Origin of the sequence: Actinoplanes sp. CA-142083, from assembly GCF_050942195.1 — a bacterium.
GTDB lineage: Bacteria > Actinomycetota > Actinomycetes > Mycobacteriales > Micromonosporaceae > Actinoplanes.
In genome coordinates this window covers 7,506,943-7,524,485 of record NZ_CP192076.1, presented here as the reverse complement: position 1 = coordinate 7,524,485, position 17,543 = coordinate 7,506,943, and the positions used below count along the sequence as shown (strand labels likewise).

General features: G+C 71.1%; 14 protein-coding genes and 1 pseudogene. 7 read left to right on the top strand and 8 right to left on the bottom strand.

Features of this window, described 5'->3' with window-relative positions; all coding sequences use genetic code 11:
• Nucleotides 1-300 precede the first annotated feature (300 nt).
• Both ACQPZX_RS34440 and ACQPZX_RS34435 read right to left on the bottom strand, forming a co-directional pair.
• Nucleotides 301-1,065: a hypothetical protein gene (locus ACQPZX_RS34440; RefSeq protein ID WP_433364700.1), complete on the bottom strand. Its 765-nt coding sequence runs from the start codon at nucleotides 1,063-1,065 to the stop codon at nucleotides 301-303.
• Nucleotides 1,066-1,092: 27 nt separating this feature from the next.
• Nucleotides 1,093-1,422 (bottom strand): hypothetical protein, encoded by a 330-nt coding sequence (locus ACQPZX_RS34435; RefSeq protein WP_433364697.1) that lies wholly within the window; start codon nucleotides 1,420-1,422, stop codon nucleotides 1,093-1,095.
• 80 nt (nucleotides 1,423-1,502) lie between these two features.
• On the opposite strand from ACQPZX_RS34435, the gene ACQPZX_RS34430 reads away from it, so the two are divergent.
• From ACQPZX_RS34430 to ACQPZX_RS34415, 4 genes and pseudogenes are all read left to right on the top strand, one after another.
• The gene (locus tag ACQPZX_RS34430; protein ID WP_433364694.1) at nucleotides 1,503-2,426 is read left to right on the top strand and encodes a peptidoglycan recognition protein family protein; all 924 of its coding nucleotides are present in this window, start codon (nucleotides 1,503-1,505) and stop codon (nucleotides 2,424-2,426) included.
• A pseudogene (locus tag ACQPZX_RS34425) lies at nucleotides 2,423-2,578 on the top strand (glycoside hydrolase domain-containing protein); the annotation flags it as partial. The gene ACQPZX_RS34430 and the pseudogene ACQPZX_RS34425, both read left to right, overlap by 4 nt.
• A 424-nt stretch (nucleotides 2,579-3,002) precedes the next feature.
• Nucleotides 3,003-3,311: a hypothetical protein gene (locus ACQPZX_RS34420; protein ID WP_433386074.1), complete on the top strand. Its 309-nt coding sequence runs from the start codon at nucleotides 3,003-3,005 to the stop codon at nucleotides 3,309-3,311.
• 218 nt (nucleotides 3,312-3,529) lie between these two features.
• On the top strand, nucleotides 3,530-4,537 hold the full coding sequence (locus tag ACQPZX_RS34415; RefSeq protein WP_433364692.1) for a GlxA family transcriptional regulator: 1,008 nt from the start codon (nucleotides 3,530-3,532) through the stop codon (nucleotides 4,535-4,537).
• Here the strand turns inward: ACQPZX_RS34415 and ACQPZX_RS34410 are convergent.
• Complete coding sequence (locus ACQPZX_RS34410; protein WP_433364689.1) at nucleotides 4,506-5,126, bottom strand: dihydrofolate reductase family protein; 621 nt, start codon at nucleotides 5,124-5,126, stop codon at nucleotides 4,506-4,508. The genes ACQPZX_RS34415 and ACQPZX_RS34410 overlap by 32 nt on opposite strands.
• Before the next feature lie 103 nt (nucleotides 5,127-5,229).
• Here ACQPZX_RS34410 and ACQPZX_RS34405 point away from each other — a divergent pair, with 103 nt between their 5' ends.
• Nucleotides 5,230-5,874: a dihydrofolate reductase family protein gene (locus ACQPZX_RS34405; RefSeq protein ID WP_433364686.1), complete on the top strand. Its 645-nt coding sequence runs from the start codon at nucleotides 5,230-5,232 to the stop codon at nucleotides 5,872-5,874.
• A 102-nt stretch (nucleotides 5,875-5,976) separates the two neighbouring features.
• On the opposite strand, the gene ACQPZX_RS34400 is transcribed toward ACQPZX_RS34405, so the two are convergent.
• Both ACQPZX_RS34400 and ACQPZX_RS34395 read right to left on the bottom strand, forming a co-directional pair.
• Complete coding sequence (locus ACQPZX_RS34400) at nucleotides 5,977-6,879, bottom strand: formylglycine-generating enzyme family protein (protein ID WP_433385572.1); 903 nt, start codon at nucleotides 6,877-6,879, stop codon at nucleotides 5,977-5,979.
• An 8-nt stretch (nucleotides 6,880-6,887) separates the two neighbouring features.
• Nucleotides 6,888-8,390, bottom strand: a complete 1,503-nt coding sequence (locus ACQPZX_RS34395; RefSeq protein WP_433364683.1) for an arylsulfatase — start codon at nucleotides 8,388-8,390, stop codon at nucleotides 6,888-6,890.
• Between the two features lie 117 nt (nucleotides 8,391-8,507).
• On the opposite strand from ACQPZX_RS34395, the gene ACQPZX_RS34390 reads away from it, so the two are divergent.
• Complete coding sequence (locus tag ACQPZX_RS34390) at nucleotides 8,508-9,413, top strand: HAD family hydrolase (RefSeq protein ID WP_433364681.1); 906 nt, start codon at nucleotides 8,508-8,510, stop codon at nucleotides 9,411-9,413.
• Between the two features lie 161 nt (nucleotides 9,414-9,574).
• Here the strand turns inward: ACQPZX_RS34390 and ACQPZX_RS34385 are convergent, their stop codons facing one another.
• The 3 genes from ACQPZX_RS34385 to ACQPZX_RS34375 all read right to left on the bottom strand — a co-directional run bounded on the left by ACQPZX_RS34385 (nucleotide 9,575) and on the right by ACQPZX_RS34375 (nucleotide 16,335).
• A complete protein-coding gene (locus ACQPZX_RS34385) occupies nucleotides 9,575-10,582 on the bottom strand; it encodes a helix-turn-helix domain-containing protein (protein ID WP_433364678.1) in 1,008 nt (335 codons plus the stop codon).
• Nucleotides 10,583-10,638: 56 nt separating this feature from the next.
• Nucleotides 10,639-14,340: a S8 family serine peptidase gene (locus ACQPZX_RS34380; protein WP_433364675.1), complete on the bottom strand. Its 3,702-nt coding sequence runs from the start codon at nucleotides 14,338-14,340 to the stop codon at nucleotides 10,639-10,641.
• Between the two features lie 273 nt (nucleotides 14,341-14,613).
• The gene (locus ACQPZX_RS34375; RefSeq protein ID WP_433364672.1) at nucleotides 14,614-16,335 is read right to left on the bottom strand and encodes an RICIN domain-containing protein; all 1,722 of its coding nucleotides are present in this window, start codon (nucleotides 16,333-16,335) and stop codon (nucleotides 14,614-14,616) included.
• Between the two features lie 144 nt (nucleotides 16,336-16,479).
• Between ACQPZX_RS34375 and ACQPZX_RS34370 the strand changes: the two genes are divergently transcribed.
• A complete protein-coding gene (locus ACQPZX_RS34370) occupies nucleotides 16,480-17,499 on the top strand; it encodes a LacI family DNA-binding transcriptional regulator (protein WP_433364669.1) in 1,020 nt (339 codons plus the stop codon).
• The last annotated feature ends 44 nt before the right edge of the window (nucleotides 17,500-17,543 follow it).

Below are 17,543 nucleotides of genomic sequence, written 5' to 3'. Positions count from 1 at the left end.
AGGTGGCGAGTCCGGGGATCGGGCGTCAGTCGGCCCGTCCTGGTGGCCCCGAGCCGATATTCGGGCGGGGACGCTCGACCTGGCCGATCAGGACCCGGCGATACGGCTCCAGAAAGCCCTGGAGCGGCGCATGCAGGCAGAGCTCGTCGAGCGTTGCCCCACGTAGATCCGCTAAATCGGTCTCTATCGCTTCAGTCTCGTCCAAAGCATCCCCAACAGTAAAAATCCCTCAAAACGGACTCCCCCGACGCTATCGTAGACGGTCGAGGTTGCAGCCGCCTAGGAGACCGAGCCGAGCCGTCAGAGGCTACCGAAAAGGCACGCTTCTTTGGTTAAGAATAAGCGGCGGTCCTGCGGTAAGACTCCCCGCGCATCCATGGCCGCTTGAGCGTTCACGCGACTAGTGCTGGTAGCAGAGTCGCCGTGTGGCGGCAAATGGGTTCTGAGTGCAGCATCCCTTTCCTGCCGGCGTGCGGCCACGGATCCCTCGATCGGGTGTGTCCTGGCTGTCGGCGCCTCCCAGGTCATCATCGGCCGGAAGCTGCGCAGCAGGCCCTCGGTGCCCTCGTCCAGCAGGACGCGGGCCCGGCGGGAGCGCTCCGCCTCGATGAGCGCCCGCGCGTCCGCCCAGAAGGGGGCCACCACGGCGTCGAAATGAGATCGGACGGCGGCCGCCACCCGGTCGACAGTCGCCTGGTCGCCCTCGGCCAGCAAGCCCAGCCACGACGGGACGGGACCGCCCGCCGCGACCAGGCGTTCCGTGTCCCGCCGCAGCTGGGCGACGGGCGTCGACCGCAGTGCCTCTATGCCGGCGGGCAAGCCGGAGGCGGCCGCGGCGGGAGTGAGGAAATCCGGGTAGTACGCGGGGCGGACCAGCGGCATCAGGATCTCGAGGTCGGCCCGGTTGATCGCCCGCAGCGCGTGCCGGCGCCACCGTCCGAAGGCCAGCGTCGGCCCTCGGCGGCGGAGCCGGAACAGGCTCAGCACGGTTTCCCAGAGCGGGTCGGGTTCGGCGGCGATCCGGACCCGGACGAGGTCGGCCGGAGTGAAGTGGATGCGCAACACGTCGGTTCCCCGTCACCGCCGGTGTATTTACGGAGGTGAGTATATGTGGCGGCTCTCCGTCACCACCACGACGTGTATTCGAAGCTCTGGTAGCGGTTCCACTCGGGACCGATCCAGCCCCAGCCGTAACAGGCCCGCAGCGTACGCGTCCAGTTCGCCTTGCCGGTCCACTCCTGCGAGCCGGATCCCGGTCTTCGAGGCCACGAACTCCCGCACCGTGGTCACCGGCGAGCACCCGGAGGTGTTCGGGTCCTCGCCCTCGGCCAGCGCGGGCGAACCGATCATCAACGTCCCGGCAGCGACCGTGACCAGCACCAGCGCCGTTTGCGCGATCCGGCGCCGTATCCCCGTCTGCACATGTCCTCCCAAGAAGCTTCGACAGCCGTACGGGATCGACGATCGTCACCGACGGGAGACTCGGGCAAGATGTTTTAGGGGTGTTCGAGGAGCACACGTCGGATGACGAGTTCAACGGGGACATCGGGTACAACTTCCTGATCTGCAGGCACGGTGAGATCTTCGAGGGCCGAGGGTTCGAACGCGGCGAGGCCAACAAGTGCGGCCATATCGGCACCTATGGACGCAACGCCAACTTCTATTCGATCTGCGCGATCATGCGCGCCGACCACACGGCGTCCGAGCCGATGCTCAGGGCGTACCGGGACCTCATCAATTTCCTGCGCACCGAGGCGCCCCGCCTCACCGGCCCGGGGATCCTGCCGCATTCCTTCCACTACGAAACGAAGGAATGCGACGGCGTCACCGACTACGAGACGACCGAGTGTCCCGGCAACCTCACGATGTATGCCCAGCCGGGCTCGACGATCGATCCGTCCGCGCCGTGGACCGGGCTTGCCGACATCCACGTCTACGCCACCCAGAAATGGGTGAACGCGGTCTGCCAGTTCGCTCCCGGTTATATCCGTTGTCCGGAGGACGGGCGGACCGGCTGGAGCACGGTTCTCTCGTTGACTCAAGGGCTGCAGTGGGAGCTCGGCATCTCGCCGACCGTGCAGAGCTTCGGACCGGGCACGTTCAACGCGGTCAAGGCGCGCAACACGCTGCCGGCGGACGAGACCAACAAGAATCTCATCGCCTTCTACAACGGCGCGCTCTGGTGCAAGGGCTACTTCGCGGCGACGAACCTGAGCGGCTGGTCGATGGGGACGGAGGCCGCGTTGCAGCAGCTCTACACCGACGCCGGACTGTCCTGGTCGGACACGACGATGCGCCGGAAGATGTGGCCGCACATCTGCAAGGCGCTGATGCGGATGGACCAGTTCAAGAAGGTCCCCGGCGGTGACGCCGAGATCCAGCACATCCAGCAGCGGCTGAACGCCCGGTACGTGGTCGCGGCGTGAAGGACGCGCTCGCCGAGGCCGGCAACTACTACTCGTTCGGCGTCTACGGATCCCGCAACGTGTGCATCCGGATCTCGCACGAGGTCGTCGCGCGCTGGTCGCTGGTCTCCGGGATGTCCTGGGGCTACTCCGGCAACCTCGGCTCCCGCTGCCCGACAACTGGTCGTTCAACCAGATCCGCGAGTACAACTTCCAGCCCGGCTGGGGCCTGGACCACGACGTCTGGCGGGAGAACGCCGACCCCGGCGTCTCCTTCCTCGAACCCGGTCAGTGAGGATCACGATGGTCACCCGACGCAGTCTTCTCGGCGCCGCGGCGCCGCGGCGCTCGCGCTCGTCCCCGTCCCCCTGACCCGCTCCGCTCCCGCCGCGGCCCGGACCCCCGGCGCCGGTGCGATCACCACGTACCGGATCGAGGGCTCGCGGGCGTCGGTCGCCCTGCGCGAAGGCGACGCGGGGGCGGTGCTCCTGCACGTCGCCCGCCGCTGGCACTACGAGATCGCTCCCCTCGACACCGGCGAGGGCGGCGGCATCGAGGGCTACCGGCAAGGACGTACGGGCAAGGCCGCGTACGGCGGTGGCACTGCACCCGCGCGCGTACCCGATCGGCGGCAGCGAGACGTTGTGGCCGCACCAGGAGGCGGTGGTCCGCGACATCCTGCTCGACTGCGAGGGCACGGTCGTGTGGGGAGGCGACCTCAAACCCGCGTCGGCCGGGCATTTCCACGTCGCAGCCGCCCCCGGCGACAAGACCCTGACCCGGGTCGCCGCACGGGTTTCTCCTACGGCGCAGGCCAGCTCCCGCATCCGGCGGGCCGGCGCTGCCGCCGACCCGGCCATCCCGTCCCGCCGCCGGCAAGCGCTGCTCCTGCCTCGCGGAAACTGACACGAGCCCCGTCGCCCATCGGGCGGCGGGGCTGATCTGGTCGGACTTGCGGCCGTGCCCGCGAGAGTGCCTCGGTGAACAGCCGCAGCGACTCCGTTTCGGTGGCCTCGGTGGCCGCGAAATACATGCCGCTGGCCGCGATGCTGGCGAGATTCAGAAGTATGGTTCCCGGAAGTACGCCTCTGTGATTTCGGCGGGGGCGTCCTAGGGTGGCTCTCATGCAGACTCTGCAGGAGCCGCGGCGTGTCCTGGTTGTCGCCTTCGAGGCGGCGGAGCTGCTCGACATCGCCTGCGTGGTCACGGCTCTGCAGTTCGCCAACCATTTTCATGGCCGCACGATCTACGAGCCGGTGGTGGCGTCGCCGGGCGGGACCCAGATCCGTACGGCGACCGGCCTGATCTTGAACGCGCAGACCAGCCTGGAGCGGGCCCGGGGGCCGTTCGACACCCTCATCGTGTCCGGCGGCACCGGGTACGTGCAGGCGATGGAGAACGCGCCCCTGGTGGCCCACGTGCGGCGCCTGGCCCGCGAGACCCGGCGGGTCGCTTCGGTGTGCACCGGCGCGGGTGTGCTGGCGGCAGCGGGGCTTCTCGACGGGCGTCGTGCGGCCACGCATTGGGACCACGCGGCCTTTCTGAAAGAGCGATTTCCCCGCGTACGGTTCGACAGCGACCCGATCTTCATCGCCGAGCCGGACGTCTGCACCTCGGCGGGGGTGACCGCCGCGCTGGATCTCACGCTGGCGTTCATCGAGGCCGACGTCGACGCGGCGCTCGCGCGGGACGTGGCCCGGCAGCTGGTGGTCTACCTGCAGCGGCCGGGGAACCAGGCCCAGATGAGCATGTTCACCGCGCCCCGGCCGGTGGCGAACACCGTGGTGCAGGACACGGTCGCGTACGCCGGCGCGCATCTGGACCAGGAGCTGACGACGGCCTTCCTGGCCGGCCGGGCCGGGGTCAGCGAACGGCATCTGAGCCGGCTGTTCCTGCGGGAGCTGGGGGTCACGCCGGGCCGGTTCGTCCGCCGCGCCCGCACCGAGGCCGCCGCTCACCTGCTCGCCGGCACCGACCTGACCGTGGAGGCCGTCGCGCGACGCTGCGGTTTCGGCACGGCCGAAGCGCTGCGCCAAGCCTTCGTCAGCGCGACCGGCGTCTCGCCCTCGCACTACCGCGCGACCCAGTCACACACTGCGGTCAGCGGGCCGGACGGTATGTCACGTGGGTGACCGAGCTCGTTGCCCGCGACTTCACCTGCCGCAGCTGTAGCGGCGGGACGCCCTCGAACAGCCGCGCGCCGCCGCCGATCGTGAGCGGCACGATGTGCAGCCGCAGCTCGTCCACCAGGCCGGCGGCCAGGTACTGGTTGATGGTGGCCGCGCCGCCCAGGATCGAGACATCGCCGTCCCCGGCGGCGGCTCGTGCCTGCGTCAGCGCCGTTTCGATTCCGTCGGTGACGAAGTGGTACGTGGTGCCGCCGGCCATGGGCTGGGGCTCGCGAGCGTGGTGGGTGAGCACGAAGACCGGTGCGTGGAACACGGGATTGTCGCCCCACCAGCCGTTCCACGGGCGGTCCCAGGCGCCGCGCACCGGGCCGTACATGTTCCGCCCCATGATGACCGCCTTGTAGGCGCCGATCTCGGCGATCTCGTCGGGGTTCTCCTCCGGCTGGTCGAACATCCAGGCGTGGAGCCGGTCCCCGAACCCGTCGCCGCCGTCGTCGCCGAACGGGCGCTGCTCGGTCTGGTTCGGCCCCGCCACGTAGCCGTCGGCCGAGACGGTGATGTTGGCGACGACGATGCCGCCCTGCGTGCTCATGACTGATTCCTCCTGTGGTGTTCGAACGACGTGCTGCCCAAGTTTCCGGACCCGAGCGAGCCGGCGAAATGCGTGCCGGGCCGGTTCGGCGGAGGGTAGCGGCATGTCACGTCTCCGCGTTCACAACTTCGCCATTTCACTGGACGGCTACGGCACCGGCGAGGGGCAGAGCCGCGAGGCCCATTTCGGCCACGCCGGCGACCGGCTCCACCGGTGGATGTTCGCGACCCGCTGGTGGGACCCGTCCGGCACCAGCGGCGTCGACGATGCTTTCGTCAGCCGGCACGACCCGGACATCGGCGCCGAGATCATGGGCGCCGGCAAGTGGGGCCACCCGGGCTGGCACGAGGACCCGGACTGGAAGGGCGCCTGGGGGGACAATCCGCCGTTCCACACTCCCGTCTTCGTCCTGACCCACCACCCACGCCCGCCGATCGAGATGGACGGCGGCACGACCTTCCACTTCGTCGACGGGTCGCCCGCCGAGGCGCTCGCCGCCGCCCGCGAGGCCGCCGGCGGCAAGGACGTACGGCTGGGCGGCGGGCCCACCGTGATCCGCGAATTCCTCGCCGTCGGCCTGGTCGACCACATGCATGTCGTCGTGGTCCCGATCCTGCTCGGCCGGGGCGTGCGACTCTGGGACGGTTTGGAAGGCCTGGAGAACGACTACCAGATCGAGTCCACCCCGTCGCCGTCCGGCGTCACGCACTTGACCTTCACCGCCCGCGGAGGGCGGACCGACAGATGACATGCCGACAGCCTGGTCAGGCCGCCGGGAGTGGGCAACGGGCCGCGCGGCGGAGGTCTGAAATCTTGGTGTCCGTGTCACTACGCCGGGCAGCCACACGCCCTAGCTCGGCGCGACGCAGCGGAAGCCGATGTGGCTCATGCCGGTGTCGACCATGTGGGGGCGGCGCGCGGCCGGGCGGTAGCGCAGGCAGTAGGAGTCCGCGCACAGGAACGAGCCGCCCTTGATGACCTTGCGAGGGATCCGCATCTGGGGCTGCGCCGGGTCGTAGCTCTCCTCGGGCCGCCCGCCGCGTGGATCTTGGGGGAGGCAGCAGGCGGAAAGGCCGGCCCAGCGCTCTTGGGTGTACCAGTCCTGGGTCCACTCCCAGACGTTGCCGGCCATGTCGGCCAGGCCGTAGCCGTTGGGCGGGAAGGAGCCGACCGGCGCGGTCCGGCCGTATCCGCTCTCGGCGCGCCAGGGGAAGTCGCCGTGCCAGTAGTTGGCCCGCCGCCGGCGCGGCGTCTCCGGGTCGTCTCCCCAGGTGTAGGTGGCCCCGTCGAGGCCGCCGCGGGCGGCGTGCTCCCACTGCGCCTCGGTGGGCAGCGCGAGCCCGGCCCAGGTCGCGTAGGACTCGGCGTCCTCGTACGCGACGTGCACCACCGGATGGTCAGCGCGGCCGTCGAGGTCGCTGCCCGGCCCTTCCGGATGCCGCCAGGACGCGCCCGGCGCCCACACCCACCACTGGCTCAGGTGGCGCAGGTCGACCGGGCCCGGCGTGCCGGTGAACACCATCGAGCCGGGCACGAGGTTCTCGGCCGGGGCGCCGGGGAAATCGGCCGGATCCAGGGGCCGTTCGGCGACCGTACGATAGCCGGTCGCGGCGACGAACGCGGCGAAGGCGGCGTTCGTCACCGTGGTCCGGCCCACCCGGAGGTCGCCCACTTCCACCTTCCGGGCCGGCGCCTCCTCGGGGTAATGGTCGTCGGAGCCCATCCGGAACACGCCGCCGGGCACCAGGACCATGTCGTCGTTCACGCGCTGGGGATCCCGGACTGCAGCTTCGCGAGCACCTGTTCGAGGCTGAAGCTGGCGGGCTCCTGCCGGCGGGGGAACTCGGCGAAGGTCTGCAGCGTCTCGGCGACGAACGCCTGCATCGGCACGCAGAGCCAAGCGTGATCGAGGACCCAGTCGTAGTAGGTGTTCGAGGTGACGTCGGCCCGCTCGTACGGGTCGGTGCGCAGGTTGAAAATCTTGGGCACGCGCAGTTCGGTGAAGGGTTCGGCCCACACCCGCAACGTGCCGGTGGCGCGCTGCTCCAGGAACACCAACTTCCAATTGCCATACCGTACGGCGGTCAGGTCACCGTCGTCGGACACGTAGAAGAAGTGCTGCCGCGCGCTGGTCTCGCTCTGCCCGGTCAGGTAGTCGAGCTGGTCGTGGCCGTCGAGGTGGACGTGATATCGGGTGCCGTCGAGGTCGGCGCCGGCCCGGAGCTGGGCGGCGATGTCCGGCACGCCGGCCGCGGCGAGCAGGGTCGGGAACCAGTCGGCGTGGCTCACGATGTCGTTGAGCACGGTGCCCGGCGCTATCCGCCCGGGCCAGCGGACCACCGAGGGCACCCGATAGGCGCCTTCCCAGTTCGTGTTCTTCTCGCCCCGGAACGGTGTCATCCCGCCGTCCGGCCACGTGTTCATGTGGGGCCCGTTGTCGGTGGAGTACGCGACGATCGTGTTGTCGGCGATGCCCAGCTCGTCGACCAGCGCCAGCAGCTCGCCGACGACCTTGTCGTGGTCGATCATCGCGTCGTGGTAGTCGGACTGCCACCGCCCGGCCTGCCCCCGGCTCTCCGGCTTGACGTGCGTGCGGAAATGCATGTGGGTGGCGTTGAACCACACGAAGAACGGCTGCTCGGCGGCGGCCTTCTCCCGGATGAACACCGAGGCGGCGGCCACGAACTCGTCGTCGACGGTCTCCATCCGCTTCTTCGTCAGCGGGCCGGTGTCCTCGATGCGCTGGGTGCCGTCCTTGCCGGCCCAGGAGTGGATCACGCCGCGCGGCCCGAACCGCTTGCGGAACTCGGGGAACTCCTCGGGCCGCGGGTAGTCCTCGAGCTCGGGCTCCTCCTCGGCGTTGAGGTGATAGAGGTTGCCGAAGAACTCGTCGAAGCCGTGCACGGTCGGCAGGTGCTCGTCGCGGTCGCCGAGGTGGTTCTTGCCGAACTGGCCGGTCGCGTAGCCGTGCTCCTTGAGCGCCGTCGCGATGGTTGGATCCTCGGCCTGGATGCCCACGGTCGCGCCCGGCATGCCCACCTTGGTCAGTCCGGTACGGATCGGGTTCTGCCCGCAGATGAAGGCGGCCCGCCCGGCGGTGCAGCTCTGCTCGCCGTAGTAGTCGGTGAACCGGGCGCCCTCCTCCGCGATCCGGTCGATGTTCGGCGTCCGGTACCCCATCAGCCCGTCGCTGTAGCAGCTCAGGTTGGAGATTCCGATGTCATCGCCCCAGATGACCAGGATGTTGGGCCGGTCCGTCGGCATCGCTGACCTCCGCGTCGCGCCTTGTGCCTGCCCGCCCGAGTCAAGCGGCGCCGCCGCGCGGGCGCCTCATCCCGCCCGGGTGAGGCGCCGACCGGCCCGATCGCCGATGGTCGACGCATGACTTTGCCTGGCTGGCGGGATGGTCACGCCAAGGAAGCGGTCCTCGAGTTCGTCCGGCGCGCCGTCGCGGAGGTGCCGGTCGAGGAGCGGGTTGCCGTCTTCGACAACGACGGGACGCTGTGGTGCGAGAAGCCCATGCCGATCCAGCTGGACTTCATCCTGCGCCGGCTGGCCGCGATGGCCGAGGCCGACGCGGCTCTCCGGGACCGCCAGCCGTGGCGGGCCGCGTACGAGCGGGAGTACGGCTGGCTCGCCACGACCCTCGACGAGCACTATGCCGGCGACGATCGGAACGTCCGGGTTCTCGCGGCCGGCATCCTCGCGGCGTACGAGGGGATCACCGTCGAGGACTTCGAGGCCCAGTCCGAGCGGTTTCTCCGCGAGGTCAAGCACCCGACGCTCGGCCGCGAGTACCTCCGCTGCACCTACGCCCCGATGATCGAACTGCTCGATCACCTCGCCGCCAACGGCTTCACCAGCTACATCGTGTCCGGTGGCGGCCGCGACTTCATGCGGCCGATCAGCAACGAGGTGTACGGCATCCCGCGCGAGCGGGTGATCGGCAGCACCGTGGCGCTCGAGTACCGCAGCGACGAGCACGGCGGCACGGTCATCCACAAGGCCGAGGCCGATTACCTGGACGACGGCCCGGAGAAGCCGGTCCGGATCTGGAGTCGGGCCGGCCGCCGCCCGCTGCTCGCCGCGGGCAACTCCAACGGCGACATGGCCATGCTCAACTTCGCTCAACGGCCCGGCAAGCCGTCCCTGAGACTGCTTTTGAAACACGATGATTCCGTACGGGAGTTCGACTACATCTCGGGTTCCGAGCAGGCGCTGAAGGAGGCGGAGCGGCAAGGCTGGACGGTCGTCAGCATCCGCGACGACTGGGCGACGGTCTTCTAGGGTCTGTCCTGCCGATCGCGCGGGAGTGAGGCGAGGTCCAGGTGGTGGCTGGCGTCGGCCGCGAAGCGGTCGCATCCCGGTGTTGGATTCGGCCGTTTCGCGGACGCCGCCAGCCACCACCTGGGCCACGCCGCAGCCCCTCGTGATCGGCAGGACAGACCCTAGGCCCAGCCCTTGCGCGCGGCGTGCCAGCCGAGCTGCACGCGGGTGGAGACGCCGGCCCGCGCCATGAGGTCGTGGATGCGGCGCTGCACCGTGCGCAGCGACAGCCCGAGCTTGCCGGCGACGGCCTGGTCGGTGAGCCCGCTGAGCAGCAGCGCCAGGATCCGCCCGTCGATCTCGTCGATCTCGGCCGGCCCGGCGCCGGAGCCGGGCAGCAGCGGATAGCCGCGTTCCCAGAGCGCGTCGTAGAAGGCGAGCATCGCGTCGAGCAGGCCGCTCGGGTGGATGAGCACCGACGCCGGGGCGGTGTGCTGGTTGTGCCGCAGCGGCAGCATCGCCACCTCCCGGTCGACGATCACCGCCTTGACCGGCACCCGGTCGACCACCCGGATCTCGAGCCCGGCGGCGGCGCTGGCGATGGCGTCGCCGACCATGCCGGGCGGGTCCAGCACCCGCCGGTCGATGATCGCCCGGCAGCGGACGCCGCGGCGCAGGCACTCGTCGCGGGCCACGTTCTCCCGGTGCGGCACCACGGACAGATGGGGCACCACCAGGGAGAGCACCTCCGTGCGGGCGGCCTCCTGAAGCTGCGCGAACCGGTGCCGCACCGCGCTCACATCGGTGATCACCTCGATGACGTCGGAGGCCGTCCGCCCGGCGCTGGCCGACCGGTACGTCTCGGCCAGCGCCGCGATGGCCAACTCCGCCGCCCGCAGATCGTCATGCCTGCTCCGCAGCAGCCCACCCAGCGCGATAGCCGGCGGCGCCGCCGCAAAAAACACCAGCCCATCCCCGGCGGGCGCAGCAAACCGCGCCGGCCCGTCCCCGACTGGCGCCGGCTGCTCGGTGGCCAGGCCGCGACCGACCAGGCCGGCCATGGCGGTGGCCAGCGCGGACCGGGAGAGATCGGACTCGTCGAGCAACTCGTCCAGGGTGGCCACGCCGCCGGCGACGAGCAGGCGATAGGCCTGCTCCTCGGCGGGATCGAGACCCAGGGCGGCGAGCATGCTCCGAGGGTACGAGCGGAGGCCGCGGCCGCCAACGGACCGCGGCCCTTCGCCGCTCATCTGAGGCCGTACGCCCTGATCACCTCCTGGGTGACCGCGTTGCCGGCGCTGTCCCAGGCGCGCGCCTTCAACGACACGTAGCCGTTGCGCGGCGCCATGAACGACGCTGTGCCGCCGGTCAGCGCGGCCGGGCGCCAGGTGACCCCGTCGTCGAAGGACACCGAAAGCGTCGCCCCGGCGATCTTCCCGGCTCCGACCGCGCCGGGCAGGTGACTCGCGGTCAGCCCGATCGACTGCCGCCCGCCCGGCACGTTCCCGGACAGGTCGGCCCCGACCCGGTAGTCCAGCTGCAGAACGGGCATCAACTCGACCTTGCCCGGCCCCACCGGCAGCGACTTGACGGTCCAGACGGTGTGGGTGCGTGGCGACAAGCGGAAGACCGCCGGGTCCCGGCTCGCGACCAGATCCATCGTGTACGTCGCCGGCCCGGCCGGGATCGGATAGAGCGACGCCGAGGCCCAGTCGGAGGTGCTGACCAGCTTGCCGTCCTCGTACACCTTCATCTGTTTGGTGTCGCCGTCCTGGAGATATCCGGCATGGTCCGCGCCGCCGTCGGCCCACGGCTGGACGTTGATCGCGATGGAGAGGTCGTCGCGGGTGGACGACCAGTAGCCGCCGCCGTTGCGGGGCCGGACGATCGGGCCGAACCAGTCGCTGACCGTACGGTCGCCGCGCCGCAGGGCGTGCACCTCGGCGCTGGCCACCAGGTTCAGCCCGGGTCCGGTGACCGCGGCCTCGGCCCACTCGGTGCCGGGCTGGGCCGAGGTGTAGTCGACCCGGGTGCCGGGCATCGTGGCCCGCAGCAGGGCGCCGAGGCCGTACGTACGGTATGGCCGGTAATCCCAGCGGAACTCGCCGCTCGGATAGCGGGTGCGCCCGTCGAGGCTATGGAACCGCATGTCGACCGTCGCCAGATCGGCGGGCCGAGGCCGGTAGGCGAGGTTCTCCGGAATCCGGCCCGGATGCGGATCGACCAGGTCATAGACGTACGGCGAGTCGGGCACCCCGGCCACGGCGAGGCGCAGCCGGCCCTGCCGCGCCCGCGGGATCAGGCTGGCACCCTCTCGGGCGGTCACCGACACCACCGGAACGGCGCTGTAGCCGCCGTCGTCGGTGCCTACATAGTCGGGGAGCTTGCCGGGCCCGTCGTTGACCACGATGAGCAGCTTGGCGCCGGCCGCCGCCGCGTTCCGGGCGCGCTCGGCGCCGGTCAGCGAGTCGGACCGGGTCACCAGCACCGCCCGGCCCTTCGCTCGGAGGCCGGCATAGTCCTCCGGAGCTCCGTTGCCGGCGTAGACCGCGTCGAGCTCGCCGCGCCCGTCGTAGAGCGCGGATCCGGCGAGACCCAGGATCATCAGCCGCCGGCCGCGGTCGGCGACGGTGAGCAGCGGGTACGCCTTGCGCCAGCGGGCCTCGAACTCGAAGTCGCCGGTGGTGACCGGGGCGGTGGGCAGCGCGTACATCGTGTCGTAGACGGCGGGCAGCATGTACTGGCCGGCTATCACGCTGTCGGAGCCGAAGCTGCGGTACCAGTTGAGGAACAGCATGCGGTCCTCGGCGGTGCGCGGCACCTGGGCGGTGACCTCGCGGGCCTTCCGGGCGTCGAGCACCAGCGACTGGCTGTGGTCCAGCACCACCTCGGGCGCGCCCAGCAGGGCCAGGCCTTCCGAGTCCGGCCCGTGGCTGCCGGCCACGTCGGCGTAGGCCACCACGCTGTACGTGCCGCCGCGCAACCGCAGGTCGGCCGTGCCCTCCACGAAGACGTAGGTCGGGTCGGGGACGCCGGCCTGCTGGAGCTCGACGTACCCGGACACCGGCGCGCCGGCCCGGTCCTTCACGTCGAGGTGCAGGGTGTACCGCTCGTCCTCGCGGTAGAGCCCGACCGGGGTACGGACCGCGGCGCCGGTCGCCCGGTCGGTGGCGACGACCTGGCCGAGATACCGGCGGCCGGGGGCGGCCAAGTCGGGCCGCGCGCTCGCGGTGACCGCCGCCGTCCCGTGCGCCGGCACCGTGACCGACGTGGCCGAGAGGCCGAACATTCCGTCGGGTGCGGGCTGCCCGGCGTCCGCCCGCGGGTCCGTGTCGTAGGGTCCGCCCGCGACGGCCACCGACTCCAGCAGATCCACGGTTACCGGCGTATCGCCGCTGTTGGCGTACGTGATGGTCTTTTCCGATGTTTTGTTGTCGTCGTGCGGCCAGGCGTCGAAGCCCAGGTAGGCCGAGCCGGTCGCGGTGATCGTCGCGTGCAGCGCGGCGTTGACGTCGGCCCGGCCCGCGCCGGACTGGTAGGCGGTGGTGGACAGCTGCCGGGAGCTGCTCATCAGCGCGTCCTTGAGCTGCGCGGCCCTCCACTGCGGATGCTGCTCGGCGAGCAGGGCGGCGGCCCCGGCCACGTGCGGGGTGGCCATCGAGGTGCCGCTCAGGGTCTGGTACCAGCCGGAGTCGGCGGTGCCACCCGCCTTGGCGGCCAGGATGTCGACGCCGGGCGCGGCGATGTCCGGTTTCAGGGCGTAGTCGCCGATGCGGGGGCCCATCGACGAGAAGTACGCCAGCTGGTCGTCGGAATCGACCGCCGCCACGGTGAGCGCGGCGTCCGCCGCGCCCGGCGCCGAGATGGAGGCCTCGCTGCCGGTGTTGCCCGCCGCGACGACGAACAGCGCGCCGGTCTGCTCGGTCAGCCGGTTCACGGCCTGACTGAGCGGGTCGCTGCCGTCGCTCGGGGACGACCCGCCGAGGCTCATGCTGATCACACGGGCGCCCTGGCCGGCCGCCCACTCCATGCCCGCGATGATCCACGAGTCCTCGCCGTACCCCGCGTCGGCCAGGACCTTGCCGACCAGCAGGTCGGCGCCCGGGGCCACGCCGCGCTCGGCGCCGCCGGAGGCGCTGCCGCTGCCGCCCACGGTGGACAGCGTGTGCGTGCCGTGGCCGTTGCCGTCGCGGGCGGTCTCGCCCGGGACGAAGCTGACGGCCTGGCTGACCCGGCCCGCGAGGTCGGGGTGGTCGAGGTCGGCGCCGGTGTCCAGCACGGCGACCTTGACTCCGGCGCCGTCGATCCCGGCCGCCCACGCGGCCGGGGCGCCGATCTGCGCGGTGCTCTGCGCCAGGTCGGCGCGCTTGCGGCCGTCCAGCCAGACCTTGCCCGGTTTGGCGACCACCGCGGTCCAGGCCTGCCGGGTGCTGTTCTTGGCGACACGCACGGCCCGGCCGTGGATGCTCGGCAGCGCGCGGACCGCGCGGGCGCCGGCCGGGACGCTCGGCAGGGCCGCCGCGGTGGGGGAGGACAGGATCAGCGGCACGCCGTCGCTGTGCGCGTCGTCGTAGCCCTGCTCGATCAGCGTCGTCACGTCGAACAGCCGGCGGTCGACCCGGTCGGCGGCGAGGTACGGCAATGCCTCGTCCGGCAGCACGTACAGGTCCTTGCCGATCGTCTCGGCCCGGACGCCGCCGCGCGCGCCGCGGGGCCGGGTGACGTCGACGGTGTGCTTGCCGCCGCCGGCGTCGGACACCCGCACGACGTCGCCGGTCACGAGCGTGACGGTGTGGGAGATGCCCGGGACGGCCCGGGCGGCCGGGGTGACGGCTGCCGGCGGCCGAGCCGGCGTCGCGGCGCCGGAGAGCAGGAGGAGGGCGGCGACGCCGGCCACGAGCGCGGTCAGCGCACGTCCGGATCGCCGCCCGGGCTGGAGGAGACTCATGGCGACCGGTCTACCGGCCCGGAGGCTCCTCCCGGAATCCTCCGGGCCTGGCGAGGACACGCATTGGCGGCGACCCGCCGTCGCTCAGGACAGGATCAGCAGCGCCCGCAGGAACATCAGCAGAGCCGCGCCGAACGCCACAATGACGACAATGACGGCGACGACCGGCCAGAGAGGCGGCTTGGTCACGTCTCGCACCCCCATCCGGAAACCATCCGCCAAATTAATCGGGCCGGGGGAGGCGGACTTCATCTCGTGCGGATGACGTCGCTCCTAAACCACCAGCTTCCACTCCTGGGAACCGTCGGAACGCACGGTTTGAAGGGTCAATGGCGCGCCCGCGGACGCGCCGGTCAGATAGAGCGCGGGGTTGGCCGCCGATTGGAATCGGTAGTAGCCGCCGGTGGTGGCGACCAGCTTCCAGAGGCCGGCCGTGGTGTTGTCGACCCACTGGCCGATGCGCTGGCCGGCGGTGGCGTTGCCGGTCCAGATCGCGGCGGCGCGGCCGCCCGACTTGTTCAGCAGGGTCGCGGCGCCGTCCGGCTTGGTCACCAGGTGCCATCGCTGGGTGTCGGCGGCGCTCGCGTTCTCCAGCGCGACGTCGGGGACGTCCCCGTTGCCGAGGTTCGCGTCGTTGGTGTGGTTGCCGGTGCCGATCACCTGGGCGGTGAGCCGGTTGACGACCTGGTAGTACGTTCCGGCCGAGTGGCCGAGGTCGAGGTCCGCGTAGACGATCGTCGACACCCCGCGGTTGCTCAGGATCGAGATCCGGCCGGTGCGCTGCTCGTACGTGAGATTGCGGCTGTATCCCGCGCCGACGGTGGTCTGATACTCGGTCCAGACGCCGTCGCTGCGCCCGCTCGCGTTGACCCAGACGTTGCCGCTCCCGCCCGCGTTGTAGACCAGGCGGCCGTCGGGGAGCCGGATGACGACGGGGCTGCCGCCCTGGGCGAGCGGGTGCGATCCGGCGCTCACCGGCAGGGTGCTGATCCCGGCGCCGCCGACGCCCCAGAAGGTCAACGGGCTGCCGGAGACCTTGAACCGGACGTTGTCGCCCCCGCCCCAGTACTCGTACGTGAGAAGGAATTTGCCGTCGGTGGTCGGGACGACGTTGGTCATGCCGGGCCGCCCGGTCCCGAACACGTCGGCCACCGCGCTGCTCCAGGCGGCGCTGGTGCCGTCCCACGTGCGATGGGCCAGGATCTGGTTCCTCGAGTCGGCGCCGGTCGTGTTGGTGGCGGACAGAATCGGTGCGCCCGTCGATCCCATGCCGGTGTAGTCGTTCTCGTCCGAGTAGTAGGCGACGAGCTTTCCGCCGTACACCGTGAGGTAGGGCTCCCAGACCGGGTCGACCTGCCGGTAGGTGTTGGCCGCCGCGACGTTGACCCCGATCGCGCCGGCGCTGCCGCCCTGCCAGCCGCCGGCCGTGATGATGTTGAGGAAGCGGAAGGTCACACCCTGGTCGTTGCTCGCGAAAAGGGCGATGGCGACGTTCGACCGGTCGCCGTCGTTGCTCGGCACCCAGTTCGGATCGGCCGCCTTGTGCTCCTTGTAGTAGTAGTCCTCGCCGGAGACCACCGAGGCGAGCAGCACGGTCCCGGCGGCGAGCTGCCCGACCGCCTGCGGCAGCACATACAGGTACGGGTTGGTCCAGTTGCTCGGGTACGCGCCGCCGGGCGCCTTCACCTCGGAAAGCGCCTGCCACGTCGTACCGTCGTCGTCGCTCTTGTAAATGGGCAGGGTCTCGCCGGCTGCGCCGCCGGTGGACGGAACGACGGTTGCCTTCTCGAACGAAGCGAGCAGCCGGCCGCTCGGCAGTTGCGCGGCCTTGGGGTAGATCGCACAGTTGCCGCGGCCCTTGAGGCAGGGCTGGGAATCGGGCAGCTGGTAGATGGTGCCGCCGGTCGGCGCGTAGGCCCGCGCGGGGGCCGCCGGCAGCAGGAGCAGGGCGGCGCCGGCGAGCGCGGCCGCGATCCGCCTGGGGAACGGTTCCACAACGTCTCCTCGGAAACGAGAAGGGACAGGAGTGGGGAGTGCCTTGATGTCTACGTAGTCATCGGCTAGAAGTCAAGGGCTTGACGAATCCGGAACGACTACGTAGACATGTCGGCGACTACGTAGTCACCGAATGGAGAGATGATGGCCGAGACGGGCAGGCGGCGAGCGGGCGGCACGGATGTGGCCCGGCTCGCGGGCGTCTCGCAGAAGACGGTGTCCCGGGTCTTCAACGACGAGCCCAATGTCACCGAGGAGACCCGGGCCCGGGTGCTGGCCGCCGCCCGCCAGCTCGGCTATCGGCCGAACGCCGCGGCCCGGGCCCTGCTGACCGGCCGGCACTACCGGATCGGCGTGGTCTCCCTGGGCACCGCCCATTTCGGGCCGTCGTCGCTGCTGGTGGCGCTCGAGCGGGCCGCCCGCCGGGTCGACTACTCGCTCAGCGTGGCCAACTCGTTCGAGGAGGACGCCACCGGGCTCAAGGCCGCGGTCGACAACCTGCTCGTGCAGGGGGTCGACGCGATCATCCTGTCCGAGCCGGTCGACGACGAGGGCAACGAGACCCTGGTGATCGACGTGCCGGTGCTGACGCTGGGCGCCGCGCCGGTGGTGCAGGCGCCGACCGTGCTGTCGGTGCGGGCGGCCGAGGGCGGCGACGCGGCGGCCGAGGTCACGCGGTACCTGCTCGGCCTCGGGCACCGCACGGTCCACCACATCGCCGGGCCGCAGCGCTGGTGGGCGGCCCGCGAGCGCCGGCAGAACTGGCACGACACCCTGGTCGCGGCGGGCGCCGAGGTGCCCGGGCCGCTGACCGGGGACTGGACCGCGGCGAGCGGTTACGAGCTCGGCCGCCGTCTCGCCCGCGACCCGGGCGTCACGGCGATCTTCGCGGCCAACGACGAGATGGCCATCGGCGTCATCCACGCCCTGCACGAGGCGGGCCGGGACGTGCCCGGCGACGTGAGCGTGGTGGGTTTCGACGACATCCCGGTGGCGGCGCACGTGTGGCCGTCGCTGACCACGGTCGGCTCCGACAACGAGGAGCTCGCCGAGGCCGGCCTGCGGTACCTGACTGATTTTCTCAACGACCCGGAGCATGTGCCGCCGGCGCCGCCCAAGCACCTGCACCGGATGGTGATCCGCAACTCCACCGCAAGCCCTTAGAGAGAAAGGCCGCCGCCGACCGGCCCACCGGCTGCGAACCCCGG